This is a genomic window from Pseudoalteromonas sp. APAL1 (assembly GCF_021532475.1).
GTDB classification, from domain to species: domain Bacteria; phylum Pseudomonadota; class Gammaproteobacteria; order Enterobacterales; family Alteromonadaceae; genus Pseudoalteromonas; species Pseudoalteromonas lipolytica_C.
Map to the genome: position 1 here is coordinate 1 of NZ_JAKGAW010000014.1, position 23,154 is coordinate 23,154.

Annotated in this window: 23 protein-coding genes and 1 pseudogene; 13 read left to right on the forward strand and 11 right to left on the reverse strand. The window is 41.9% G+C overall.

All coding sequences use genetic code 11. The features are described from left to right. Nucleotides 1-728, forward strand: a 728-nt coding sequence (locus tag L1264_RS08945) for a tetratricopeptide repeat protein (RefSeq protein ID WP_442960442.1), incomplete at its 5' end; no start/stop codon positions are given. A 1-nt stretch (nucleotide 729) separates the two neighbouring features. Here the strand turns inward: L1264_RS08945 and L1264_RS08950 are convergent. From L1264_RS08950 to L1264_RS08970, 5 genes are all read right to left on the reverse strand, one after another. After that, the gene (locus L1264_RS08950; RefSeq protein ID WP_199527194.1) at nucleotides 730-3,552 is read right to left on the reverse strand and encodes a TolB family protein; all 2,823 of its coding nucleotides are present in this window, start codon (nucleotides 3,550-3,552) and stop codon (nucleotides 730-732) included. A gap of 85 nt (nucleotides 3,553-3,637) precedes the next feature. Next, nucleotides 3,638-3,880, reverse strand: coding sequence for a hypothetical protein (locus L1264_RS08955; RefSeq protein ID WP_135923016.1), 243 nt, complete (start codon nucleotides 3,878-3,880; stop codon nucleotides 3,638-3,640). A 78-nt stretch (nucleotides 3,881-3,958) separates the two neighbouring features. Beyond that, entirely contained in the window at nucleotides 3,959-5,491 is a 1,533-nt protein-coding gene (locus L1264_RS08960; RefSeq protein WP_235403883.1) for a PH domain-containing protein, read from the reverse strand. Beyond that, nucleotides 5,484-6,017 (reverse strand): PH domain-containing protein, encoded by a 534-nt coding sequence (locus L1264_RS08965; protein WP_135923018.1) that lies wholly within the window; start codon nucleotides 6,015-6,017, stop codon nucleotides 5,484-5,486. Before L1264_RS08965 ends, L1264_RS08960 begins: the two co-directional genes overlap by 8 nt. A 52-nt stretch (nucleotides 6,018-6,069) precedes the next feature. Beyond that, on the reverse strand, nucleotides 6,070-6,921 hold the full coding sequence (locus L1264_RS08970) for a D-hexose-6-phosphate mutarotase (protein WP_135923019.1): 852 nt from the start codon (nucleotides 6,919-6,921) through the stop codon (nucleotides 6,070-6,072). A gap of 327 nt (nucleotides 6,922-7,248) precedes the next feature. On the opposite strand from L1264_RS08970, the gene L1264_RS08975 reads away from it, so the two are divergent. From L1264_RS08975 to L1264_RS09005, 7 genes and pseudogenes are all read left to right on the forward strand, one after another. Further along, complete coding sequence (locus L1264_RS08975; protein WP_135923020.1) at nucleotides 7,249-7,731, forward strand: MarR family winged helix-turn-helix transcriptional regulator; 483 nt, start codon at nucleotides 7,249-7,251, stop codon at nucleotides 7,729-7,731. Nucleotides 7,732-7,839: 108 nt separating this feature from the next. Next, nucleotides 7,840-9,159 (forward strand): porin, encoded by a 1,320-nt coding sequence (locus L1264_RS08980; RefSeq protein WP_135923021.1) that lies wholly within the window; start codon nucleotides 7,840-7,842, stop codon nucleotides 9,157-9,159. 351 nt (nucleotides 9,160-9,510) lie between these two features. After that, nucleotides 9,511-10,089 carry a biliverdin-producing heme oxygenase gene (locus L1264_RS08985; RefSeq protein ID WP_199527193.1) on the forward strand — a complete coding sequence of 193 codons (579 nt, stop codon included), beginning with the start codon at nucleotides 9,511-9,513 and terminating at the stop codon, nucleotides 10,087-10,089. Next, nucleotides 10,089-10,478: pseudogene (locus L1264_RS08990) on the forward strand (YbaN family protein); the annotation flags it as partial. The gene L1264_RS08985 and the pseudogene L1264_RS08990, both read left to right, overlap by 1 nt. Nucleotides 10,479-10,674: 196 nt before the next feature. Next, nucleotides 10,675-11,307, forward strand: coding sequence for a PepSY-associated TM helix domain-containing protein (locus L1264_RS08995; protein WP_199527192.1), 633 nt, complete (start codon nucleotides 10,675-10,677; stop codon nucleotides 11,305-11,307). Then, nucleotides 11,307-11,807 (forward strand): DUF2271 domain-containing protein, encoded by a 501-nt coding sequence (locus tag L1264_RS09000; protein ID WP_199527191.1) that lies wholly within the window; start codon nucleotides 11,307-11,309, stop codon nucleotides 11,805-11,807. Before L1264_RS08995 ends, L1264_RS09000 begins: the two co-directional genes overlap by 1 nt. A 9-nt stretch (nucleotides 11,808-11,816) precedes the next feature. Further along, the gene (locus L1264_RS09005; protein WP_199527190.1) at nucleotides 11,817-12,659 is read left to right on the forward strand and encodes a DUF4198 domain-containing protein; all 843 of its coding nucleotides are present in this window, start codon (nucleotides 11,817-11,819) and stop codon (nucleotides 12,657-12,659) included. A 26-nt stretch (nucleotides 12,660-12,685) separates the two neighbouring features. Here L1264_RS09005 and L1264_RS09010 read toward each other — a convergent pair whose 3' ends face one another. Then, entirely contained in the window at nucleotides 12,686-13,222 is a 537-nt protein-coding gene (locus L1264_RS09010) for a hypothetical protein (protein WP_199527189.1), read from the reverse strand. A 128-nt stretch (nucleotides 13,223-13,350) separates the two neighbouring features. On the opposite strand from L1264_RS09010, the gene L1264_RS09015 reads away from it, so the two are divergent. The 3 genes from L1264_RS09015 to L1264_RS09025 are packed head-to-tail and all read left to right on the forward strand — an operon-like array spanning nucleotide 13,351 to nucleotide 15,644. Then, the gene (locus tag L1264_RS09015; protein ID WP_199527188.1) at nucleotides 13,351-13,776 is read left to right on the forward strand and encodes a DoxX family protein; all 426 of its coding nucleotides are present in this window, start codon (nucleotides 13,351-13,353) and stop codon (nucleotides 13,774-13,776) included. A 59-nt stretch (nucleotides 13,777-13,835) separates the two neighbouring features. Then, nucleotides 13,836-14,702: a pirin family protein gene (locus L1264_RS09020; protein ID WP_199527187.1), complete on the forward strand. Its 867-nt coding sequence runs from the start codon at nucleotides 13,836-13,838 to the stop codon at nucleotides 14,700-14,702. 54 nt (nucleotides 14,703-14,756) lie between these two features. Next, nucleotides 14,757-15,644, forward strand: a complete 888-nt coding sequence (locus L1264_RS09025) for a LysR family transcriptional regulator (RefSeq protein ID WP_135923029.1) — start codon at nucleotides 14,757-14,759, stop codon at nucleotides 15,642-15,644. Here L1264_RS09025 and L1264_RS09030 read toward each other — a convergent pair. From L1264_RS09030 to L1264_RS09045, 4 genes are all read right to left on the reverse strand, one after another. Next, nucleotides 15,639-16,523 (reverse strand): SMP-30/gluconolactonase/LRE family protein, encoded by an 885-nt coding sequence (locus tag L1264_RS09030; RefSeq protein ID WP_235403884.1) that lies wholly within the window; start codon nucleotides 16,521-16,523, stop codon nucleotides 15,639-15,641. The genes L1264_RS09025 and L1264_RS09030 overlap by 6 nt on opposite strands. A 27-nt stretch (nucleotides 16,524-16,550) precedes the next feature. Continuing rightward, nucleotides 16,551-17,258, reverse strand: coding sequence for a sulfite exporter TauE/SafE family protein (locus L1264_RS09035; protein WP_135923030.1), 708 nt, complete (start codon nucleotides 17,256-17,258; stop codon nucleotides 16,551-16,553). A 124-nt stretch (nucleotides 17,259-17,382) separates the two neighbouring features. Further along, nucleotides 17,383-18,162, reverse strand: a complete 780-nt coding sequence (locus tag L1264_RS09040) for an SDR family NAD(P)-dependent oxidoreductase (RefSeq protein ID WP_135923031.1) — start codon at nucleotides 18,160-18,162, stop codon at nucleotides 17,383-17,385. A 45-nt stretch (nucleotides 18,163-18,207) separates the two neighbouring features. Further along, the gene (locus tag L1264_RS09045; protein WP_199527186.1) at nucleotides 18,208-18,930 is read right to left on the reverse strand and encodes a FadR/GntR family transcriptional regulator; all 723 of its coding nucleotides are present in this window, start codon (nucleotides 18,928-18,930) and stop codon (nucleotides 18,208-18,210) included. 262 nt (nucleotides 18,931-19,192) lie between these two features. Here L1264_RS09045 and L1264_RS09050 point away from each other — a divergent pair, with 262 nt between their 5' ends. Next, nucleotides 19,193-20,821 (forward strand): sodium:solute symporter, encoded by a 1,629-nt coding sequence (locus tag L1264_RS09050; RefSeq protein WP_199527185.1) that lies wholly within the window; start codon nucleotides 19,193-19,195, stop codon nucleotides 20,819-20,821. A 43-nt stretch (nucleotides 20,822-20,864) separates the two neighbouring features. On the opposite strand, the gene L1264_RS09055 is transcribed toward L1264_RS09050, so the two are convergent. Further along, nucleotides 20,865-21,893 (reverse strand): glycoside hydrolase family 43 protein, encoded by a 1,029-nt coding sequence (locus L1264_RS09055; RefSeq protein ID WP_199527184.1) that lies wholly within the window; start codon nucleotides 21,891-21,893, stop codon nucleotides 20,865-20,867. A 133-nt stretch (nucleotides 21,894-22,026) separates the two neighbouring features. Between L1264_RS09055 and L1264_RS09060 the strand changes: the two genes are divergently transcribed. Further along, nucleotides 22,027-23,001: an arabinan endo-1,5-alpha-L-arabinosidase gene (locus L1264_RS09060; RefSeq protein WP_235403885.1), complete on the forward strand. Its 975-nt coding sequence runs from the start codon at nucleotides 22,027-22,029 to the stop codon at nucleotides 22,999-23,001. The last annotated feature ends 153 nt before the right edge of the window (nucleotides 23,002-23,154 follow it).

Here is a 23,154-nt window from a genome sequence, read left to right on the forward strand (position 1 = left end):
ACAGTAAACAAAGCAACATAGTGTATATATCGGGCCATTTTCGAACAAAAGTTTACGCACCACTAAATGAGGACGAGCATTACTTAGTAAAACCAGGCACTGTCATCGATTACTTTCCAGCGCGTGGTAGCTTTTACTCAGGCCGTGCCGATTTAAAAGACTTAATTAGCCGTTATTATAGTAACTTAGCAAGCGAGGCCTTGGCTAAAAAGCAATTCAATTTAAGTTACAGCTATATTTTAAAAGCTAACGAATACACACCACATGCCCCCTCACTTTATAATTTAGCCGCAGTTTTACATCGCCAATCGGGTGATTTAGCGGGCGCAAAGCGAATTTACCAAACAGCTATACACTATGACCTTGATGATACTAATTTACTGCACAACTACGCAGTACTTGCCAAGCAACTTAATGATCCTGAACTAGTTGAGCAAATCAACTCACAACTGGCTTTGCTTGAGCAAGATCCGTTTGAATTGCTAGCAACCGCGATTAACGCTCGCAACAATGGTAAATATTACAAAGCAAAGCAACAGATTGAAAATGCTATTGCGTTAGCCCCGTACTTATCTGAACCCTATATTGAATTAGCAATTATTAGTTATCAGCAAGGCAATGAACAACGCAGTAAAGAGTGGCTAGAAAAAGCCATAGAGATAGAAAATAAAGACGAAAAACTGGCGCTTTATCACGCCAAGCTTTTCGCTTTATCTGAAAAACACTAAGTTATAACGAGTAATAAAAACTTAGCCATGCTCGTAAATCATTTTCAAAGTCGTCGCCTTCTACTCGGGCGACGCCAAAGTCAATATTTACATCATTCAAGCCCGCAGGCCCCATACCAAAACTAAAATCTCCCTGCCATTTAAGCCCGTAACTTTGCGCATAGACTCGGTTATCAACCTGATGCTGTTGGTAGTAAAGCCAAGGCAGTGAATCTTTGTAACTTATGCCCCCGCCATAACCTTTATAGCGCTCACCTAGCTGGCTAATAAACGGCAGTTCTGGAGCAACAATAAAGCCACTTTGCGTTTCTTGATTAATTAAATTTGACTCATAACCACCTAAAGCAAGTGCGCTGTCATCGCGATATTGCTGAGCGAAATTAACATAAACGGGAATATCAAAGGCATAACCGCTCAATACGGTGGCAAAGTTATAGCCCTGCCAGTTGTTTGAGTCAGTATCACCGGACAACCACTGGGCACTCACAGACTGAGCAAAACCATAACGCTGCCTATCATGTTGCCATTTTTGCTTAAGACCAACTGTTAACCATTGATCATCTCCTTCACTAAAATCACTGTAGTTATAGCTTAGGCTCGGTGTGATACTAAGTTGTTGAAACTGCATTGGGTAACTCATGGCAAAATGTGCCCCAGTGTTACTTAAGTCCAGCGACATTTGAGAATGGTATTGCCTTGCTGTTTCAAGGTCGTAATCAAATAACAACGCTTTAAATTTTAAATCAAATTTCGAGTACTTAACCGCCGCGAACACCCCTTCCAATGCTTTATCATGTAAATCAGCACTATAGCCTGCTTGTAAATCAAGCTGCTTTAAAAAGTCACTACTTTTGACCCCAAGGGTAAGAAGTGAAGATGAAGCTGAATAATATTGAGATGCCAGCGAAAAAGTCGGCTTTTGCTGCCATACATCATAATTGGCTGGCTCAGTTGGACTTTGCGGGTAAATCTTCGCCTCAGGTAATACTTCGCTCGTTACATCTCCTCGCGGCGGAGCTGCGCTTTTAGCAAACTCAACAACCTCTAATCCGTGTGGTTGCTCAGCAAAATGCTTAATGTTCGGGCCTTCAGCAGTGATCGATAAATACAAAAGTTCACCATTGTTCATTGCCATTGGGTGTGCGACAGCTTCTTGTCCTTGTGTTAATTGGCTTAGTGAATTACTTTGAAGATCATAATGATACAAATCGAGAGCTTTATTTTTACCCGCTACAAAATAAAGTCCTTTGCCATCAGCTTGCCAGTTGGGCTGTGACACATACTGATAGCCTTCAGGCATAGGCACTGCATGTGACTGCTGACCATCCAACTCTTGTATATACAACTGCCAATTAGCATTCAATGTCGCTTTTAAATAAGCAAGCTGAGTTTTATTAGGGCTTAATAATGGATAGTCATAAACCGTTTCTAGGCTTTTCTCAAATAAAGGTGTTGCGACACCCGTATTGAGATCAAAACGCACCAGCTCCGAGAAGCCATGCTTAGCTTGCTCAGCGTAAACCGTTTGTCCGTTATCACTAATTGTAAAACGGCGCAGCCCTGCATGATGCGTCAATGCACTGACCTCTCCGGTCTCAATATCATAACGGTATAAGTCAGAAATACCCTGAATTGCGCCTTTAGCAACGGTTGTTGTGGCGGTGAAGAACAGGGTATTTTCGTCTAACCACTGTGGGTTTTTTATGCCCTGTCTATTAATTTGATGAAGCACATGTTTTTGTTTACGTTTAAAAACACGCGGTGCTTTATCAGCAATATCAGCAGGGTCATCATCGAGTAGCGCTTGCTGTTCTTTCGCAAAGTCATCTGCTGCCTGTTGATTATCATCAGTGCTGTAAATAACTAAACGCGTTTCGTCATCTTTGTTTCGCTCAACAATAGCAAGTTTACTGTTATCTAAACTTAAAACAGGGTTCGAGGCGTATAAATCAAGTTCTAACCAAAGCTTACTTGTAAGTGCTTGCTCACTTACTTCTTTAGCCATAGCTTTGTAGGTATATTCGGCAATAAAACGACGATAGAGTCGCTCTGGTGAGTCGCCAAATACGCCGCTAAAGGCCTCATCAAAATCACGCGATTTAACCGCTTGCATGCGCGTCCAAACTGCATCAAGAGTTTGCGCTGAATAGTTCTCTTCAAGCCATGCAAGAAAGCGAGACCCCATTAAATACGCCATAGAACCAGCTAAAAAGCCCCCTTCGGTGCTGCTTAGCTGACTATACCGAGGCAGCGCACCTTGTTGTGCAAATTCAACCAGTATCGCCTCTGAAAGATTATCGTATAGACGCCCGCGACCAGTCATTTTCGACTCAAGTAAGGTTGCATACCCTTCGGCGGCCCAGCGCGGCATTTCACCATCAACTAAATCGTAAATATCCCAACTATTGCGAATAGCTTGGCGTAAATCGCTTCGTGTAGGCTGAGCAAGGTGCACTAAATGAATATATTCGTGCAAAATCAATAGTTGCTGCCAACCATCAGTATTAGAAATCACGGTGTCAGATTGCGGTGGTGTAGTAAACAAGGCCATTAAAGGCTTGTTTGTCACCGGTAGAGCAAAGCCATTCGAGGCGTTGAATGGGTCGAAAACCAACACATCGACGACTTCATCAAGGGCACGGTTTTGCTGTTTTAATACCTTATCGCGGACAATTTCAAGTTCGGTTGCCGCGGAGCGGGCCCATTGCTGGTTCTGCGTACTAAAATGCACGTTAAAGTGTTCGGTATGAATAGTTTGCCAAGTCTCTTGACTTGAAGCATGGCCAGCGGCAAGTAGCGCCACCGTTAATAGGGCTTTTTTCATCACAATCCTTGATTAGCAAGTTGCTTAGTTCAAGGATTAGTATGCGTACATTTTTTCAGTGATTGTAGTAAAAAAATGTAAGAAATTAATCTATTTTAATTGGCCTAACTAAACCGAGCAGTTGATAGATTATAAAAATAGTCGCAGCAAACATTAAACTACTTCTTAGCGCACCTAAGCCAGCCAGCATCATGGTCATTGTTAACAACAAAGCGATGCCTGTCACAGCAAAACTAACACACAACCCGGTGCACTCTTTTTTAGAATGAACAAAGTACAATAAAGCGACAACACCGAAGATAGCTAGAGTAGGTAAAAAATAAATCATTATGAGCCCAGTTACTTAACACTGCGCTATCATACCTAAAATCAACACAAAAATAAAGTTATTGAGAATTATTTTCATTTAAAACCAATTCCGCTCAACGCCTTCTATTTCATATAGGGCGAAATCAGCAAACTGCTCAGCCAGCTCTGCTTTTAAGTAAGGCATTGATACAGAACCAGAAGCTAGTTGTATATACAAGCTTTTAAGCTCTGATCGGCGCATTAAATAAGTGCTTATTGTGGTGACGCTTTGCGCTTTGTAAATTTCAAAAACACGATATTGAATACCTAACATGCCTGTTTTAAATACAGCAAAGAAACGGCCATCATGTTCATACATCGCCATACCTGTTTTTTGATAACTTAAAAACACACCAACCATCAACAACAGAGCCACTAAAATGCTCCAAAGCATCATAGTAGCATTAAATAAAGCATTGAAAATTAAAGCAGAAACTATAGTTGGCAGTAGCACGTATAAAAGTGTGTTTTTATAAAGTAACGCCCGCTCTGGCTTTATAAAGTGAAGCTCTGTTAAATCAACAAACCAAGGAAATAACCAACGACACACAGTTTGCACTTGCTCTTTAGTTAAGACTGGCATCACAAAAGTTTGTTTATTTTTATGTGCCGCGACCCCAGCGGCTATACCGCCACTACTTACTTGTGGGCAAATCAAGGTAAAGCGATTCAGCAAACGCGCAATAATATTCTGTTTGATTTGCACACTTTGAATTTTCAAAACACTAATCGATAGTTGCTGACGCTCAAATAAACCTGCCACACGCTTAAACTTATCGTCCTGAAAATAAAGCTTAAAATTAAAAAATCGCACTAAAGCCATCACTACAGACAGTAAAATGGCACATAAAACAATCGCAATAACCATGATTAACACTGCTATTGCAGCGGCGCTGCCAACAAAAGCAGCTTGCTCATTAAGCATGGCCTCAAGGCGGTTTATGATATTTTTTTCGAGGTACTCAAGAATCACATTCATAAATGGAGCCAGTGCGGCTAAGGCCAAAATCGCCATGTTCGACATCAAACCAAATTTAGCAATTTCAGCATTGCTAATCGTTAAGGTGTGCGACTTGTCAACGGCTTCGCTTTGCTCAATAGGCGGCTGTTCTTGTTGTTCTAACTGAGCCTTAAACGCCATCACTTGTTCGCGTACATGCTCGGCATAGCTAAGCTTTACTCCCGGGATCACAGCTTCTTGAGCGCTACTTCCGGCAGCATCAAATATACAATTAACTAAATTAACCGGCTGAAAATAAAAAGGTTCGGCAATATTTACGTTTTGTACTCGAGCAAATTTTAGGGTTAGCCGCTCTTTTTTAAATACCCCTTTATTGAGCAGTATTTCGTTACCATCCGTTATGCGATATTTAAAATTACGATAATAAGCAAAGGCATATAACATTAAAAATATTGAAGCGACTGAAGCGGCTACCTGCCCCCAAAACATTTTTTGCTCTACTTGAGTGACAAATAGCACCAAAATTGGCAATAAGTTCAAAAGGCCATCTTTTATAAAGCGCAGTGCAAAATGAACAATAAAGTACAATATTGCCCATGGCGAGACACGTTGCCATTGCTGATCATTCATCGGCAAACTCATTATCTTGAGCTGATGTGATATCACCATAACCCTGCACAAACTGACGGACATCATTGCACTGCTCGTCAGTTAAACCGCTAATATGCAGATCAGCACTCATGCCACCCGCACTGTAAAGCCTGAGTGTTGCTAAGCCTAATTTTCGCTCAATTGGGCCGCGATGAATTTCGGTGTGCTGCACGCGAGAAATAGGCAATAGGGTAACTTGTTGCCAAATTAAGCCTCGTTTAAATGCAATATCATGTTCGCGTACAGCCACGCCTTTGGCGCGCACACTAAAATAGTTATAGCTCAGGGAGATTACGACAAGGACAGGTAAAATAGCTAACCAAGGTGCTGCAACTGCCTCGGTCAAACCTTGATTTAAGTGCCTAACCACAATAATTGTGAGCATCAATGGGATGTAAAATAATAGCCAATTTATTTGTACTTGCCAGATAGCATTTTCTGCAAGTGGCTGAAATTGAATCGTTTGATGCTTTGGAAGGGTTTCTATTTGTTGATTACTAAACACGGTAATTCCTTGTAAAGGCCAGCTGTGCCGGCCTAACGTGCTAACAGGTAAATTATACCCAGCGTAGTTTTGTTGCAAGTGTATGGCTTGCACCGGGTGCAAGCTCTACTGCATCGTCAAGTACATTAGCGGCTTCTAGGCACAACATCACGTGATATTCGTCATCAGCAAAATTTGATAACCGTTTTGATTTCTCGATCCATGGGTTCCAAAGTACACACGATGTTGAATTTTCGCGGCCTACTTCAATAATGCCATCTGGCGTGATGATACGCTGCGTATCTTTCGCTTCGGTGTAAACCATGTCTGTTTCACGTGCAAACGATACGAGTTCATTTTGCTCAAATGGTCCTTCTGCAAATTCGATGTATTTCGCACCTTGCAGACCATCTACTTTTGTTTCTTCGATTGCAGGCGTTGGGAAATATGTGTGCAGTGCTTGAGTAAACTGTACGGTTTGGTTATCTAAGTTAGTGGTTGTTAAACGCAGCTCTAAACTAGAGGTTAAAATAAACTCGGCTAATAGCTTAGTTTTATAAGGCCAATACTTTTCATCAATTTGCGTCATAGGCAATGACAAGCTGATATAAATAGAATCGTCTTGTTCTTTTACTTCTTCAGCACGCCATAAACTTGTGCGAGCAACACCATGCGCAGGCCAGCCTTCATGTTGGCTAACACCAAACCATGGCCAACAAATCGGAATACCACCTCGCACACCTTTACCTTCTTGGTAATCTTCTAATTCAGAGACCCATAATAGTGGCTTTTTATCGGTTGGCGTGAACTCAGTAATTTGTGCACCTTGTAAAAAAATCGTCGCTGTACAAAACTCGCTTGCAACCTTAATAAACTCAAGTCCGCTTTCACTTTGCTCAATCGTAACTGATGGCGATAACTTCATAACTCGTCCCATTTGATGAAAGAAAAACCAACCTTACCCAATGCAACCGTCATTAGTAAATAATATTTAGTTATTTACATAAATTGTTTTACTACAAAAAGGTAAGTCACTTTATAAGTGCATGTTAAGTGCTAAGAACATTTACTAAAGTTAATTGACTAAATTTAAATTTTTATTCTTACTCTAAACAAATAATCCACCTCAAAACCAGCGATATTAAACAGTATTTATAGCTTAGATAGCCATTATTTATTTGAACTCAATTTATTAGACATGTAATATTTCGCGATTGCGGCTGTGAGCGTCGCCAATTTAAGAGACAGAAACATGCAAAAGTATGACGAGCTATTAGTGTCGTTACGTAAGGTGATTAGAGCTATCGACCTACACTCTAAACAACTCAATAAAACATCAGGGTTGACCGGCCCACAACTACTCATTATGAACGAAGTTGCACAAACCGATGGCATTACGGCAAGTCGCATTGCCCAGAATGTGAACTTAAGCCCTGCAACCGTGACAAATATTTTAGACCGCATTGAGAGCCGAGAGCTCATTACGCGCGTGCGCAGTCAACTTGATAAACGTCGTGTCAGTTTGTATTTAACCGAGCGCGGAAAACAGCTGCTTAATCAGGCTCCGCAGCCCTTACAAGAACACTTCATAGAGAAATTCACCGCCCTTGAAGAGTGGGAGCAAAGCTTACTACTTTCATCTATGCAACGAGTCGCTGCTATGATGGATGCTGATCAGCTCGATGCTTCACCACTTCTAGAAGTTGGCGCAATCACAAAGACGTTTGAACCATAAAGAAAATTTAAACTAGTTGATTAATATTAATTTTATGTGGCTAGTCTTGGGTTCATCACAAATATCATCTATGCTTTATAGTACCGATTCCAATACTAGCGATTATTCATGCTTAAACTTTCAAAGTTAGCCCTTGCTATTGCTTTGGGCACTACTTCTAGTCTTAGTCAGGCATCTGAAATCGATGACCTTCAAAAACAGTTACAGCTTCTTCAGCAACAAATGCAACAACTTCAGCAAAAGCTAGATGCAGCAGAAGAAAAGTCAAAACAGCAAGCTGAAAAGCAAGAGCAAATTGATGCACAAGTAGCAAAGCAACAAAAGCAACTTGAGCAGCAAACAGCTGCTGTAGCAACACCTGAGAAAAAATCAGGTATTAAAGTGGGTGGCGCTGTACGTACCAACTTTAGTCATACATCTTACAATGACGGTAATAAAAATCGTGGTGGCGACTTCGACTTTGATATTTTCAGGCTTAATTTTGCAGGTGATGTTGGTGATGTGCAGCTAAACGCTGAGATCCGTTTTTTCGATTACATGACCGCTGTTAAGTATGCCTACGCAGCCTATGACTTTGCCGAAGATTGGCAGGTGCAGGCAGGTATTACCAAAGTCCCTTTTGGTAACTGGCCGTATAATTCACATAACTACTTTTTTGGTACCACTTACTATGTTGGTTTAGAAGATGACCACGACTTAGGTGTACTATTTAAACGTAAACTGGCCGATAACTGGCAAATTGATCTTGGCTTTTTCAAAAATGATGAGTTAGGTGGCGTTGACGGTTATGTAAGCGACAGAAGTGACCGCTACTCTTACGATGTAGTTGGTTTTCGCTCAGCCGAAGAAGGTGTATACGCTGAACCAGGCAATGCTATTGGTGAATACAACACTTTCTCTGGCCGATATGGCTATCACTTTGAACATGACGGTGGCACAACAGAGCTTGGTGTCTCAGCTCTTTCTGGCGGACTACATGATGGTGAAGATAAAGCCGGCGATTACTATGCCTGGGCTGTGCACTTAAACAGCACAATTGGTCCATGGAATTTCCAACTACAGCATGGTGAGTATAACTACGATATTGATAACGTAAACCGCATGGCCGTGGGTGCTTATGCCTTTTACGATAGTATCGCCGCAGAAGCGACCATGACCAATGCCAATATCGCTTATAGCCTTCCAGTAGAATGGGGTCCGGTAACGAACCTGCAGTTTTATAATGACTACGGCATTATTTACGACAAGTCAGACAACAGCGAAGATACATGGATGAACGTAACCGGTGTATCTGTCGCTGCAGGTGGTTTATTCACTTACTTTGATTTTGTACAAGCGAAAAACCAACCATTTGTTGGTGGTTCAATTGCTGGCGACAGCGACGAGACTGAAACCCGCTTCAATATCAATATAGGTTATTATTTCTAACACCAATACGCATAAGCAAGGAGCTAGTCTCCTTGCTTTATCTTTACTCGAAAACACACAACAATTCTACGCTACTTTTAGCGCTCTGTAGTTACTAGCAAACTTCTTACCTCACGACCCAAGTGCTGACAGTTCTATTGATGCAGGTCCGATCTGTACCTCTAGCAAAAACATTTTCTAGCTATACAAATGAAAATCATTATTATATGGCACCATTCTGAGCTAAATTTATTGATAAAAGCTGTATAGTAGCTATATCAAATTAGCTCTTAGAAATTATGGGTATAGACCCTATGACAACATCAACTACCCCGTGCATTTACTTTGAAGACGTTGCAGAGGAACATATTCATGTCAATACTCGAGCTACTTTCTCGAGCTGAAAAGCTAAAACAAGCGATAAACACCATCACGGATGATATTGACCATCATCTATTAGCACTAGCGCCTAGTGCTGATTTAGATAACTATAAAAAGTTTTTAACCTTACAGTATGCCTTTCAATCAGAATTAAAAGGTCTATACGAACATGCTGGTTTACATCAGTATATAGATAACTTGCATGATCGTACGCGATTATCTTTAATCGAGCAGGATTTAAACGATTTAAAACACCCGTTACCAAATCATAAATATCAACCCTGTCGCTTTCAAAATGCCGACTTTGCCTATGTACTTGGTTGGCTGTATGTAGTTGAAGGGTCGCAATTTTCTGCAACTACATTAGGTAAACAAGTTGAAGCTGAGCTAAAGTTAAATAATCAACGTGGTGCGCGCTACCTTGCTAAAGCCAGTAAGTACTCTAAAGGCTGTCAACTAAGTCATCTTATTGATAACCTTGAGCTCAGTGAACAGCAACAGACCACCTTGATAGAAGGTGCAGAGCAAGCACTGCAACGATTTAAGTTTTATCAGGCCCAATTTTATTGATGAATGTGAGAGCGGCGTTTACCGCCTATAAAAATGGCTGCTATCAATTACTCGGGTTATTGATGGTGGGTTTAGGTATCATAGGTATTGCATTACCTGTGATGCCTACAACTATCTTTTTTATACTAGCATTGGCGTGCTTTACCCGCTCATCACCTAAGCTCTCTGCCTGGCTGCTAAACCACCCTAGATACGGCCAGCCTTTAAGGTTTTGGCAAGAATATAAGGTCGTTCCTACTCGCGCTAAGTTCTTAGCAGGTTTGGGCATGGCTATCGGGTATGCTTTTTTACTACAAAGTGCCGCGCCAATTTGGGTTATGTATTTGGTGGCGGTGATTGAATTAAGCGTTTTAGCCTATTTAATTAACCGCCCATCAGCGCCAAATAAACCAACCCTAATTCAAACTAAACTGACCACACACACCCGCTTAATGTTGCTTGCTTGTTTTCTCAGCTCGCAACTTGCGGTAATGGCTTATCTTGCTATTCATTTCTAACGCAAAGAAATGTAAAGAACGTAAACTTGCTTGTTATCACTAATGCAAATCATTATCATATACGTATAACAAACAAATACACCTAATTATGTTTTCTTTAAATAAACGCAGCTTTTATAGTGTAAGCCGCGCCTTACATATATACCTTTCAACTGCCCTATTCTTTTTACTTATTTTATTTTGTGTCAGCGGCATTATTCTGAATCACGTTAGTTGGCTCGAAAATGATAAACATAATGGTCAGAACCAACTACTTGTTTCTGCCGAGTTATTCGAAAAAGCACAAGCTAATCTCGACACGTTACCGAGCCTATACCCTGATATAGAACAGTACATGCAGCAACAATTTTCACTCAGTAATGTAAAAAGTATTGAGTGGGAAAAAGAAGATGCTTTGGTGATGCTCGACTACCCGCTACCAGCAGGCTTTGCTTACGCCGAAATCGATTTTCAAACCGGTGAACTCAATATTGATTATCAAACTGGTGGCTTTATGAGCCTGATTGGCGACCTACACAAAGGCCGCCATACAGGTAAAGCATGGAGCTGGGTCATTGATATCTCGGCTGTTTTGATGATTCTGTTTGCCATCACCGGATTAATTATTCTCTTTCAAAACCGTAAAAAACGGGCCGCAGGCCTTTGGTTAACGCTTGTTGGTGTTGCCACGCCTTTGGTCATTTATCTAGTTTGGGTGCCTCAACTTAAAGGAGTATCTTAATGAAACAAGCCCACTTAATCGCCGCTCTGTTGATCAGCTGTTTATTCAGCCCACTGAGCTTTGCAAAAGACGCCAACCTAACCGTTGAGTTCACCTTACCAGAGCTAGATGTTTCCCCATATCATCGCCCTTACGTGGCGCTATGGCTAGAAACACCTGAACGTAAACACGTTACCACTATTGCACTTTGGGTCGAAAAAGCTGAATGGTTTAAAGACTTACGTCAATGGTGGCGAAAAGCCGGCCGTAGCAACGACAACTTCGATGGTGTGACGGGTGCAACAAAACGCCCTGGTACTTATACCATTGAGTGGCAAGGAAAAGATTTAAAGGGCAACCCAGTTAAACCTGGTAGCTACCTACTTAATGTCGAGGTTGTTCGTGAAGAAGGTGGCCGAGATTACACCCGCGTTGAAATCGACTTAACGAAAGACGGCAAAGTCACAATTAAAGGCGAAAAAGAGTTCGCTACTAGCTTTGTTACCATTACCAGTAATTAAGGACAAACAATGAAATTAAGATTATTAAAAACGGCGCTGATTGGCGCAGTGACCTTCACAGCAATCGCGTCTGGCTATGCACAAGCACATGCCCGTTGGTTAATGCCATCTCACACTTCTTTATCAGGTGAGAAAACTCACTATGTGATGATCGATGCCAGTATTTCAAATGAGTTGTTTAGCCCAGATAAAGCATACCGCCCGAAAGAAAAAGGCGCAGAGTACGACGACAACCTATTAATTGCCCTTGCTCCAGATGGTAAACCGGTTGAAGAAACAATTCGCGCATACTACTTAAAACGCAAAAATTCAGCGGCAGTGAGTTTATCTCAAGACGGTACTTACCATATTGCTATGCAGCAAAAACCAATGCTGATGACTTTCTATAAAGACAAAGACGGTAATCGCGGTCGTGTGTTTGCAGGTAAAAAAGAAGCAGACCTACCGGCAGGTGCAACCGACGTGCGCACTGTAAAATCAATCGCAACGGTTGATACTTTTGTAAGCCGTAATGGTACTTCTAAGCCAACATTGCTTGGTCAGGGCTTAGAAATTTCTGGCCCTACTCACCCGAACGATCTGTTTGCTGGTGAAGAAGCTAAGTTCCAATTATTAATGGATGGCAAACCAGCTGCTGACGTTGAGCTTGCTATTGTTCGTGGTAGTGCTCGCTACCGTAATGAGCGAGACGAAGTGAAAGTAACAACCGATAAAAAAGGTTTCTTTACTGTGACATTCGCTCACGCCGATATGTATTTGATTGAAGCATCTGTTGATCAAAAGCCAACAGAGGCAGATATCGATAACGTACGCTACTCATTATTCACAACGCTTGAAGTGGCGCCTGAATAATACGCTTAATTAGGCCTAAACGCGGCCTAATTCGACTTTCGAGGAAGACTGTAGTCAACAGTGTGATCGCAGCTACCGTCTTTCTCGCAATCATTAATCCCATCACCATCGACATCCCAGCTTGGGTGCATGCCTTTTAGTGCACTTTTTATTACCGTGATATCGGCTGTAAAGTTACTTTGCTCATCACGACGCGCGGCATTGCGCATCAAAAACACCCGAATCACATAATCGCCATTATCAGGAATTTTAACCTCGGCATGATCTCCTTTTGCCGGGCCAACAAACAAAGCGGTTGGATTACCTTTTGGTAAAATATTAAAGTAGTTACTCGAGTTTGAAGGAGCCAAATCAACCATTAAGGTATTGCCTTTATTAAGGTTTATTTGATATTCCAGCATCTCATAACCTTTAATTGTGTCTTTAACTTGCCAGCTTTGCTGCACCGCAATATCTGAAGCTAATAACTCATAATGACGGCTATTTGGTAAATTTTGATTAGCAAACACCAAGCTGCTTACAGCCACCGAAAAACTAAACCCTATTAATAACAACAACTTCATATTCAACCTCCTTTTAAATTCTTTTTTAAAGAATGATAAACGCTAATTTTACAATTTTTAATTCTTTTAAAGTGAACTTATAGTTACTCCATCGCAAACACACTGCTTAACTAAACAGGATACCTACTATGAAACTTTTTACTTTAATAACAGCTCAACCACACTTAAAAAATATTAGCACTTTATTGGCACGTATTGGTTTATCGGCGATCTTTTTACTAACCGGCTTTAGCAAAATAGAATTCTTTGATGCAACAGCACAGTACATGGCATCAGTAGGTTTACCAGAGTTCTTACTGCCGTTTGTGATTGCATTTGAGATTGTGGGCGGGTTATTTATTTTACTGGGCTTTTTAACACAACTAACCGCTGTCGCTTTTGCTGGTTTCAGCATAGTCAGTGCTTTGTTATTCCACTTTCAACTTGATGATCAAATGCAATTTTTAATGTTCTACAAAAACATTGCAATGGCTGGCGGCTTTTTAGCATTAGCGAGTGTTGGGGCAGGCAAAATCAGCCTAGATCAACTAGTTTTAAAGCGTAGTCAGGCATAATATTAATCCCAGCCAATACCCTAGGTTATTGGCTGAGTTTATTTTTAAGAGGCGCGTGCATGGCAAAATTATTAACAGCAACCAGCCACGATATTGGTGGGCTCGATGTAAAACGCATCTTGCCGCATTTTGACAAGAAAATGGTAGGCCCATTTATCTTTTTTGACCACATGGGGCCGAATCACTTTCCGCGCGGTGAAGGCATAAATGTAAAGCCTCACCCTCATATTGGCCTGTCAACGCTCACTTATTTATTTACGGGCAGCATTTACCATCGCGATTCGCTAGGTAATAGCCTGCAAATAGAACCCGGCGATGTTAACTGGATGACAGCAGGTCGCGGTATAGTGCACTCAGAAAGAGAAAGCCTTGAGGTGCGGGCGAGCGAGCACGACATCAATGGCCTGCAATGCTGGGTTGCTTTACCTGAGAGTATGACCGAAATAGCACCGCGCTTTGAACATATCAAAAAACAGCAACTACCTGAAAAAATAGAAAAAGGCGTGTTGATGCGACTCATCGTGGGTGATGCCTATGGCTTAAGCTCGCCGGTGAAAAGCTACTCACCGATGTTTTATGTAGATACGGTAGCCGAGCAAGGTAGTCATATTACTAAACCGCATCCTCATCATGAAACCGCCGTGTATGTTATTTATGGTGAAATTAGTGTGGGTGATACTCGCTATACTCAAGGCGACTTTGTGCTACTTGATGACAGCGAACATGAAATAACGACTCTGCTGCACAGCCGCTTTATTTTACTCGGTGGCAGTAAATTCAATAAAGCCCCTTACTTGCACTGGAACTTTGTTGCTTATAGCAAAGAGCGTATCGAGCAAGCAAAACAAGATTGGCAAGCACAGCGCTTTGCAAGCATTCCCGGTGATGAGCTTGAGTATATTGAGTTGCCCACTGCTAAAAAGTAAACTTTTCCAGCATTTACAGGTACTATTAGGCAGTTAAGTAAGCAAAGGAACATCATGCTAAGAATTACGCTAGAACAGTGGCGCATGTTTCGTGCTGTTGTTGAATTTGGAGGCTTCAACCAAGCCTCACAAGGCATTCATAAAAGCCAATCGAGTATTCATAATGCGGTTGGTAAGATTGAATCTGCACTCAATGTAAAGTTATTCAGTATCCAAGGCCGTAAAACAGTACTCACTGAATCCGGTGAAATGATACTGCGCCGTGCCAATTACTTACTTGATGAAGCTGCAAAAGTTGAGGCCATAGGTCAAACCTTAGGTGAAGGTATCGAAAGTAAATTACGCATTGCTGTTGATGCTATTTTTCCGCAGCAATTGCTTTATAAAGTGCTTAACGATACTTCGTCGCAATACCCGCAACTGCGTATTGAACTGCATGAGTCTGTGCTGATGGGGGGCAATGAGCTGCTCGAAAACGATCAGGTTGATATTGCCATTACCGGCTTTCCGATAGCGGCAAACTTTCACGAAGAATTATGCGATATCGAATTTATCGCTGTAGCTCACCCAGATCACCCTTTACATGCGATAGAGCGTGAAATCACTCTCGAAGATTTAAAGTCACACCGCCAAATTGTTGTTCGCGACTCAGCAAAAAAACACAAACAAGATGGTGGCTGGTTAGGTGCCGATCAGCGCTGGACCGTTACTCATATGCGCACTTCGATTGATATGATCAGTAATGGACTTGGCTTTGCATGGCTACCAAAAATAGCGATCGAAAAACAACTCGCTGCTGGGCAAATGAAAGCGCTCAATTTAACTCATAACAGTAGTCGTAGCGCTAAGTTACATTTGCTCTTTAAAGATGGTGACAAACTAGGTCCAGCAGCACGCGCATTTCTTGGCGAATTGCGTTATCAAGTGATGGAAAACCTATAGTTTTAGAGGCGTTTCAGCAATACCTTTAACGCCCGGCTCAAGAATAAACACGCCCCCACTGTGCGGGTAATCAGCGAGCACCGAATCTTCTAACCCTACTGCCGCAGTCGTCACCGCAAGATGTCTGAGCTCCTCGCCGACAAATGCGACACTCGTAACACGCGGTGCGGGCAAGCGAATAAACTGCACCTGCTCACCACTTGGAGCAAAACGATAAATGCCATAACCATTCCATGCGGCAACCCAAAGATGATCTTCGCTATCGACGGTCATGCCATCAGGAAAGCCCATATTATCAGTAAAGCGAATAAACTCGTGCTTATCAGCAAGCTCGCCATGCTCATTCAGAGTGAAGCGGTAGATTGTTTGTTTATCTGAGTCTGTAGAATATAGAAACTGGCCATTTTTACTTACCGCGGGGCCATTGCTAATCGTGTAGTCATGATCTACCGCTGTCGGAGTCTGACCATGACCAAAACGGTATAACTTGCCACTACTGCTTTGCTCTTGAGAGTCCATTGAGCCAAAAAAGCCAAAGCCTTGGCGAGACGTTTTACCATCGTTTAAGCGGTTTTGTAGCGGTTCGTGATCTATTGCATAAACTAGCTCGCGGCTAAAGTCTTCACTATTTAGCTTATAAACACCTTTAGCAAAGCCTGCCACTAATTCGCCTTGCTCGGTTTCCATCACCCAGCAAATAGGTTCTGGCATAGTAAACTGGCTAACGCGCATCGATTGGCAATCTAAACGAAACAAACGCTGCCCTAAAATATCGACCCAAAATAAACAGTTATGCGCCTTGGCAAAATAGGCACCTTCACCTAATTGGCATTGGCTAGAAATGATTACTTTAATGGTGTCATCGAGCATAGGCTTCATTACACAAACTGCTGAACTATCCTCATTCTATCTGTGTATGAAAATAAGTGCTAGGCCAGATAAACCAGCGACCAGTAAAATGATGCCGCGAATGGCCTTTTCATTGAGGTTATTGTTGATCACAAACGACAAGCCCCAGCCAATTAAAATTGCAGGTAAGCAGAAAAAGAACAACTTCACATCAGCCATATCGGCAGAGCCTGTAAGCATCAGTACAACAATGCCAAACAAGTTTATAAATACGAAAAAGGCGCTTAGATTAGCTTTAATTTTGTCTTTATCTTCAGCTTGATAGAGCAGCCCCATTGGCGCGCCACCAGCAGAAGTCGTGGTGCCTAAAAAGCCCGACGACATCGACGCTAGCAAGCTTGTAATGGTGGAAATTTTCGGTTTCATACCTATGATAGACAATGCCACCACTACCAAAATACTCACCCCAAGCAATAGCTGATACTGCTTCGCATTGACATACAACATCACAATAGCAGCAAAGATAACCCCCACAGCTCCACCAATAATGGATATGCCTGTTTGTTTCATGTCTATCGCGCCACGGTGTTTAATCATTAACACTGACGTTAAAAACAGCGCATTCAAAATCATTGGTCCCGGCACCAGCTCTGGCATTAGCCAGTAAAGCACTGGCACACATAACATACCTAAACCAAAGCCAATAACACTTTGCAGGCAAGCGCCAATAATCAGAATTAAATAAACAAGCACAAAGTCGGTCAAACTTTCTTACCACCTTCCTAACTATGAGATTTCAAATGTTTTAAATAATTATTTATTATTATAGTATCATTTGAATTGTGTAAAATTTTTTCTTTGCTTTAAGTTAATGCAACTGACAATTTAGTTAAGTCCAACCTGCATCCACTATCAGTGATTGTGCTGTCATCATACAGCTATCATCAGCGGCTAAGAATAGCGCGGCATTCACTACATGGTCTGGTTGAATTGTTTCGTTAATACATTGACTTAAACGAACATCTTCAATCATTTCTGGGGTTAGCCAATGAGTAATTTGGCGCTCTGTCATCACCCACCCCGGAACCAGTGAATTCACACGAATATTATCTTTACCATATGAAGCAGCCAATGAACGGGTTAAACCTTCAATCCCCGCTTTCGCTGTTGTGTAGGCTGGCATGCCTGTTTGCTTAATACGCCAGCTTACCGATCCCATATTGATAATGCTACCACCGCCTAAACGCTGCATGTGTTCAACCACAGCTTGCGATGAGAAAAAACACGGGCGCAAGTTAACTGCAAACTTGTCTTCCCAATATTTCACATCCATATTTTCAGCGGCATGGCGGGTGTCATCGGCTGCGTTATTAATTAACACACCAATGTCACCCTGTTGCTGACGAGTTTGCTCAATGGCCGCTTTTAAGGCTTCTACATCACGTATATCGCAATGAATAAATTGCGGGTCAAACTCATATTTACCCGCTAATTTCGCACATAACGCATCGCTTTGCTCGGTTGCAATATCAACAAAGGTGACTTTCGCGCCCTGCTCGCAGAACCGCGTTACCATTACTTCACCAATTCCCGATGCACCGCCAGTAATAAACACACTCTTACCAACAAGGCTTGGGTAAACTGTTTTTAGCTCGTTTGAATTTGGCATGATAACCTTTTGTTTTAAAGTAATTACAACGTCAAAAAGCGATACTTATTGAGCCGCTTCTTTATCAGCGATTTCTTTTTCAATAAACGCCATTGCTTCATCAATCATGTACGTCATCATGTTTTTAGCACGCTCAGGATCGCCGCTCGCAATCGCGTTATACACTTTAAAGTGCTCTTCAGCGATAGCCTTTTTATTGCCCTTAGCAGGTGTAGTATGTTGAATACTTACGTGTAATGCGGTACGAATAAAATCACGTAATTGATAGAAAAAACGGTTACCACTGGCATGTAAAATAGCCGTATGGAAGGCAAGGTCTGGCTCATGCATTACGCCTTCTGGCTCTTCTGCTGCCGCTTGCATTTTATCGAGTGCCATTTTAATTTCTGCAATGGCTGCTTGGTCGCCTTTTCTTGCTGCAAGTGCTGCTGCTTGTGGCTCAATCGCCAAGCGCACTTGTAAGAATTCTTTAAGTACGTAAAGCGATGGGCTGCTTTCTAACAACCATTTTAATACGCTTGTATCGTATAAATTCCAGTTATCCGCCGACTCAACACGAATACCTTGTCGTGGACGAGAAGAAATCAGTCCTTTTGCTGCAAGCATTTTCACTGCTTCACGAACAGCTGTGCGGCTAATACCATACACTTCACATAATTGTGCTTCGGTTGGTAGCCCCGTTTCAGAGTTATAATCTCCAACAATAATTGCCTTACCAAGCTCATTGGTAACTTGTTGTGATAGGTTTAAATTTTCTAAGCGCGCCATGTGTGTTCCTCAAAAGATCTGAGTAATATGATACATCTATAAAGCTATTCCGTCATCCTGGAAATAATTGATTAAAATCAATAACAAACAAAAAATAGCCTAATACAAGTGTCTATAAATTGCGCAATCAAGTCACCATTTCAACTACATAGTGTCACCTTATTTTAACAAATCTCTTTCACTTGGCTTATTTATAATATAATATTTTTATTAGACAACTAAAAAAGCAAAAATTCTCTTTCAAAATTAGGTGGAACACACGATGGTCGAACTAAGTACCTTAGACTGGGCAGTGCTAGCAGGATTTTTTGTCCTGTTACTGGGCGTTGTCGTGATGTCTATGCGACAAAAAGAAGAAGACACCGCTGATTACTTTTTAGCGGGTCGTAATGCAAGTTGGTTAGTGATTGGTGCCTCTATTTTCGCATCAAACATTGGCTCGGAACATTTAGTGGGCCTTTCAGGTTCAGGTGCACAATCGGGTATGGCACTGGCTCACTGGGAGATGCAATCGTGGATCATTCTACTACTCGGTTGGATTTTCGTGCCTTTTTATTGGAGTAGTAAAGTCTACACCATGCCAGAGTTCCTTGAGCGCCGCTTTAACTCTAAATCACGTACCTTCTTATCTGTTATCTCATTGATTAGTTATGTATTAACCAAGGTTGCGGTGACAGTGTATGCCGGTGGTATCGCGTTTAAAACGATCTTAGGTATTGAGAGTATTTGGGGTATCGATTTCTTTTGGATTTCAGCCATTGGCCTTGTAGTGATCACTGGTATTTATACGGTACTTGGCGGTATGAAAGCCATCATGTGGACCTCGGTGTTGCAGACCCCTGTGCTGATTATTGGTTCCTTAGTCATATTAGTTGTTGGTTTAGATAAAGTAGGTGGCTGGGCAGAAGTTGAGCGTATCAACGATGCTAATATGCACCTTATTCGTAGTGCTTCAGATGCTGAATTCCCATGGCCTGGCATTGTGTTTGGTTCATTCATTATTGGCTTTTGGTATTGGTGTACAGACCAATACATCGTACAACGTGTTTTATCTGCAAAAGGCATTAAAGAAGCCCGTCGTGGTACCATGTTTGCCGGTTACTTAAAGCTACTTCCTGTATTTATCTTCTTAGTACCGGGCATGATTGCATACGCATTAAATGTTAAAGGTATTATTAGCTATGAAAGTGCTGACCAAGCCTTCCCAACGTTAGTTGCTGAGCTATTACCTGCTGGTGTTAAGGGAATTGTAATTGGTGGTTTAGTAGCGGCTCTTATGAGCTCTTTAGCATCATTATTTAACTCATCAGCGACCTTGTTCACCATTGATTTCTATAAAAAATTCAAACCAGAATCAACTGAGAAGCACCTTCTTAAAGTTGGCCGCATTGCCACTATCGTGATTGTTGTTTTAGGCCTTCTATGGATACCCGTGATGAGCTTAATTGCCGATGTTCTTTATGAATACTTACAAAGTGTGCAGTCTCTTATTGCACCGGGTATTGCTGCGGTATTCTTACTAGGTTTATGTAGTAAACGCATCACTCCAACAGCGGGTTTTGTGGGCTTAGTATCAGGGTTTGTACTGGGTATGATCCGCTTAGTGTTACTACCGTTTAAGGATGATTTAACAGGTTCATCATTTGCATGGATCACCACGATGAATTGGTTGTATTACTGTATTCTGCTATTTGTCGTGGTCGTTGCGATTATGATTGTGGTGAGTATGTTCACCAAACAAGCAGACGAAGAACAATTGAAAGGTCTTACTTTCTCAAGCCTAGATAAAACAACTATGAAAGAAGTAGCTGCCGGCTTAGATAAGTGGGATTACATTCATACCGCGGGTATTATTGGTATTACTGCCTTTATTTACTACCGCTTCTGGTAATCGTTCGTTCCCAAAGTTGTAGGGCGCCAATTGGCGCCCTTTTTTAATCAGCGAGTTCAGGTGAAAACACTGGAAAACCGTTTTTATCCCACGTAATAATACGTGCTCGCGCATGGCGGTTAGGATCTGTAAGTGGTGTGCCTTTGAGCTCTTTATAATCACGACTGTGATAAATCATTAAATCGGTTACACCATCTTCAGCTTTGACAAAACTGTTGTGGCCGGGACCAAAACGACCTAGCTCAGCATTGCTGGTAAACACCGGCTCAGCCTTCTTATGCCAGCTAGCAGGGTCAAGTAAGTCAGCATTCACATCTGCCCATAGCAAGCCCATTGCATATCGATGATCGGTGGCACTGGCTGAATAAGTGACAAATATTTTATCGCCATGAGTGATAACAGCAGCACCTTCGTTGACCTTATAGCCTTGCACTTCCCACTCTAGGGTTGGCTCAGTAATCGCGATAATGGGTTCTTTAATTGATGTAGGTGAGTCCATTTCAGCTAACCATAAAGCAGAGTTATAAGTTGCAGGCTGGTTCTGCTGCGCCCAAATCATGTAACGCTTACCCTTGTGCGTAAAACTTGTGGCATCAAGCGAAAAACTATCAAGGTGGCTAGTTACTTGCCCCATTTCTTGCCACTCACCTTGCATCGGATTAGCACTGTCGTTTTTAAGTGCATACATGCGAATACTGAACGGCTTTTCGATATCACCTGCAGCGAAGTAGATATACCAACTGCCATCAATCTTATGTAGCTCAGGGGCCCAAATATTGACACTCATTGGGCCTTTATCGCGCTTTTGCCAAATAACCTTCGGCTCAGCTAATTTTAAATCGTTTAAACGACAAGCTTGGCGCAGCTCAATTTCATCAAATTTCGGCGAACTACCTATAAACGTGTAACAGCCACTTTTATCATCGCGAACTAACCAAGGGTCAGCACGTTTGAGTACAATGGGGTTATCAATTGGCGCTAAAGTCTTGCTACTATTAGCATCAGCAAGGGCTGACAATGGCGAGGCACTTAACGCACTAAGAAGCGTTAGCCGAGATAATTTTTTGAGCATAATGTGTCCTGTATTTCGTCTCGATTTTATTGTTAATATTGTATTACATATTATATAGTAGCTGAATGAACACAAGAGTTAAAACAACAAAAGGTATTCAAGCATGAGACCCGTAAGTAAGGTGACACACGCAATGAAGTGGCTTTCAACAGGGCTACTTTTTTCTGCCGCAGCCGTTTCTGCAAAGCAAGTTGAAGTACACGATCCGGTGATGACCAAAGAAGGCGACACGTACTATGTATTTAGCACAGGCCCTGGTATTACCTATTATGAATCGAAAGATTTAACCAACTGGAAACTCACAGGCCGCGTTTTTAAAGACGAGCCAAGTTGGGCAAAGCGTATTTCACCAAGCTTTGATGGCCACTTATGGGCACCTGATGTGTATGAGAAAAATGGTAAGTTTTACCTTTATTACTCAGTCTCTGCATTTGGCAAAAACACTTCGGCAATTGGTGTAACGGTTAACGAAACCCTTGACCCATCGTCACCTAATTACATGTGGATTGACTACGGTATAGTGGTTGAATCAGTGCCTGAACGTGACGATTGGAACGCTATCGACCCTGCAATAATCGAAGATGAGAATGGTACACCGTGGATGAGCTTTGGTTCGTTCTGGGGCGGCCTTAAACTAGTAAAACTTGATGATGACATGGTGCGCTTAGCAAAACCTGAAAAGTGGCATCACATTGCGAGTCGTCCCAACACGGAACATGGTCCGATTGAAGCACCTTATATCTTCAAAAAGAATGGCTATTATTACCTGTTTGTATCATTTGATAAGTGCTGCCAAGGGGTAAAAAGTACGTACAATGTACGCGTAGGTCGCAGCAAAAACGTTGAAGGGCCATATTTAGATCAGCAAGGTCGATCTATGGTTGATGGCGGTGGTAGCTTAGTTATTGAAGGTAATAAAGATTGGGCTGCTCTTGGCCACAATGCTGCATACACCTTTGATGGCAAAGACTATTTAGTATTACACGCCTACGAAACCGCCGACAACGGCGTGCAAAAGCTACGTATTTTACCTATGAGCTGGAAAAACGATTGGCCGGTTGTTAACCCAGCCGACCTAAATAAGCTCAAAACCAAGCTCACAAAGTAATTATTCAAACCTGTAGAAACGGGTCTACCCCGCGTTGACCCGTACTATCAAAAACAAAAAAACAAACGCGATATAAAATCGCTGCTACGACCCCTTGTAGCAGCGGGTTTATCCCGCGTTGAACCCCGCGTCAAACCCAACGCTAAACCTCAA

What these genes read in the sequence shown, in the direction of transcription:
- L1264_RS09020 (WP_199527187.1), top strand. Translation starts at nt 13,836, where the DNA reads ATGGCAAAATTATTAACAGCAACCAGCCACGATATTGGTGGGCTCGAT.
- L1264_RS08955 (WP_135923016.1), bottom strand. Translation starts at nt 3,880, where the DNA reads ATGATTTATTTTTTACCTACTCTAGCTATCTTCGGTGTTGTCGCTTTA.
- L1264_RS09045 (WP_199527186.1), bottom strand. Translation starts at nt 18,930, where the DNA reads ATGGCGCGCTTAGAAAATTTAAACCTATCACAACAAGTTACCAATGAG.
- L1264_RS09000 (WP_199527191.1), top strand. Translation starts at nt 11,307, where the DNA reads ATGAAACAAGCCCACTTAATCGCCGCTCTGTTGATCAGCTGTTTATTC.
- L1264_RS08950 (WP_199527194.1), bottom strand. Translation starts at nt 3,552, where the DNA reads ATGAAAAAAGCCCTATTAACGGTGGCGCTACTTGCCGCTGGCCATGCT.
- L1264_RS09055 (WP_199527184.1), bottom strand. Translation starts at nt 21,893, where the DNA reads ATGCTCAAAAAATTATCTCGGCTAACGCTTCTTAGTGCGTTAAGTGCC.
- L1264_RS08960 (WP_235403883.1), bottom strand. Translation starts at nt 5,491, where the DNA reads ATGAATGATCAGCAATGGCAACGTGTCTCGCCATGGGCAATATTGTAC.
- L1264_RS09060 (WP_235403885.1), top strand. Translation starts at nt 22,027, where the DNA reads ATGAAGTGGCTTTCAACAGGGCTACTTTTTTCTGCCGCAGCCGTTTCT.
- L1264_RS09030 (WP_235403884.1), bottom strand. Translation starts at nt 16,523, where the DNA reads ATGAAGCCTATGCTCGATGACACCATTAAAGTAATCATTTCTAGCCAA.
- L1264_RS08970 (WP_135923019.1), bottom strand. Translation starts at nt 6,921, where the DNA reads ATGAAGTTATCGCCATCAGTTACGATTGAGCAAAGTGAAAGCGGACTT.
- L1264_RS09040 (WP_135923031.1), bottom strand. Translation starts at nt 18,162, where the DNA reads ATGCCAAATTCAAACGAGCTAAAAACAGTTTACCCAAGCCTTGTTGGT.
- L1264_RS09025 (WP_135923029.1), top strand. Translation starts at nt 14,757, where the DNA reads ATGCTAAGAATTACGCTAGAACAGTGGCGCATGTTTCGTGCTGTTGTT.
- L1264_RS08985 (WP_199527193.1), top strand. Translation starts at nt 9,511, where the DNA reads ATGTCAATACTCGAGCTACTTTCTCGAGCTGAAAAGCTAAAACAAGCG.
- L1264_RS09005 (WP_199527190.1), top strand. Translation starts at nt 11,817, where the DNA reads ATGAAATTAAGATTATTAAAAACGGCGCTGATTGGCGCAGTGACCTTC.
- L1264_RS08980 (WP_135923021.1), top strand. Translation starts at nt 7,840, where the DNA reads ATGCTTAAACTTTCAAAGTTAGCCCTTGCTATTGCTTTGGGCACTACT.
- L1264_RS08995 (WP_199527192.1), top strand. Translation starts at nt 10,675, where the DNA reads ATGTTTTCTTTAAATAAACGCAGCTTTTATAGTGTAAGCCGCGCCTTA.
- L1264_RS08975 (WP_135923020.1), top strand. Translation starts at nt 7,249, where the DNA reads ATGCAAAAGTATGACGAGCTATTAGTGTCGTTACGTAAGGTGATTAGA.
- L1264_RS09015 (WP_199527188.1), top strand. Translation starts at nt 13,351, where the DNA reads ATGAAACTTTTTACTTTAATAACAGCTCAACCACACTTAAAAAATATT.
- L1264_RS09050 (WP_199527185.1), top strand. Translation starts at nt 19,193, where the DNA reads ATGGTCGAACTAAGTACCTTAGACTGGGCAGTGCTAGCAGGATTTTTT.
- L1264_RS09010 (WP_199527189.1), bottom strand. Translation starts at nt 13,222, where the DNA reads ATGAAGTTGTTGTTATTAATAGGGTTTAGTTTTTCGGTGGCTGTAAGC.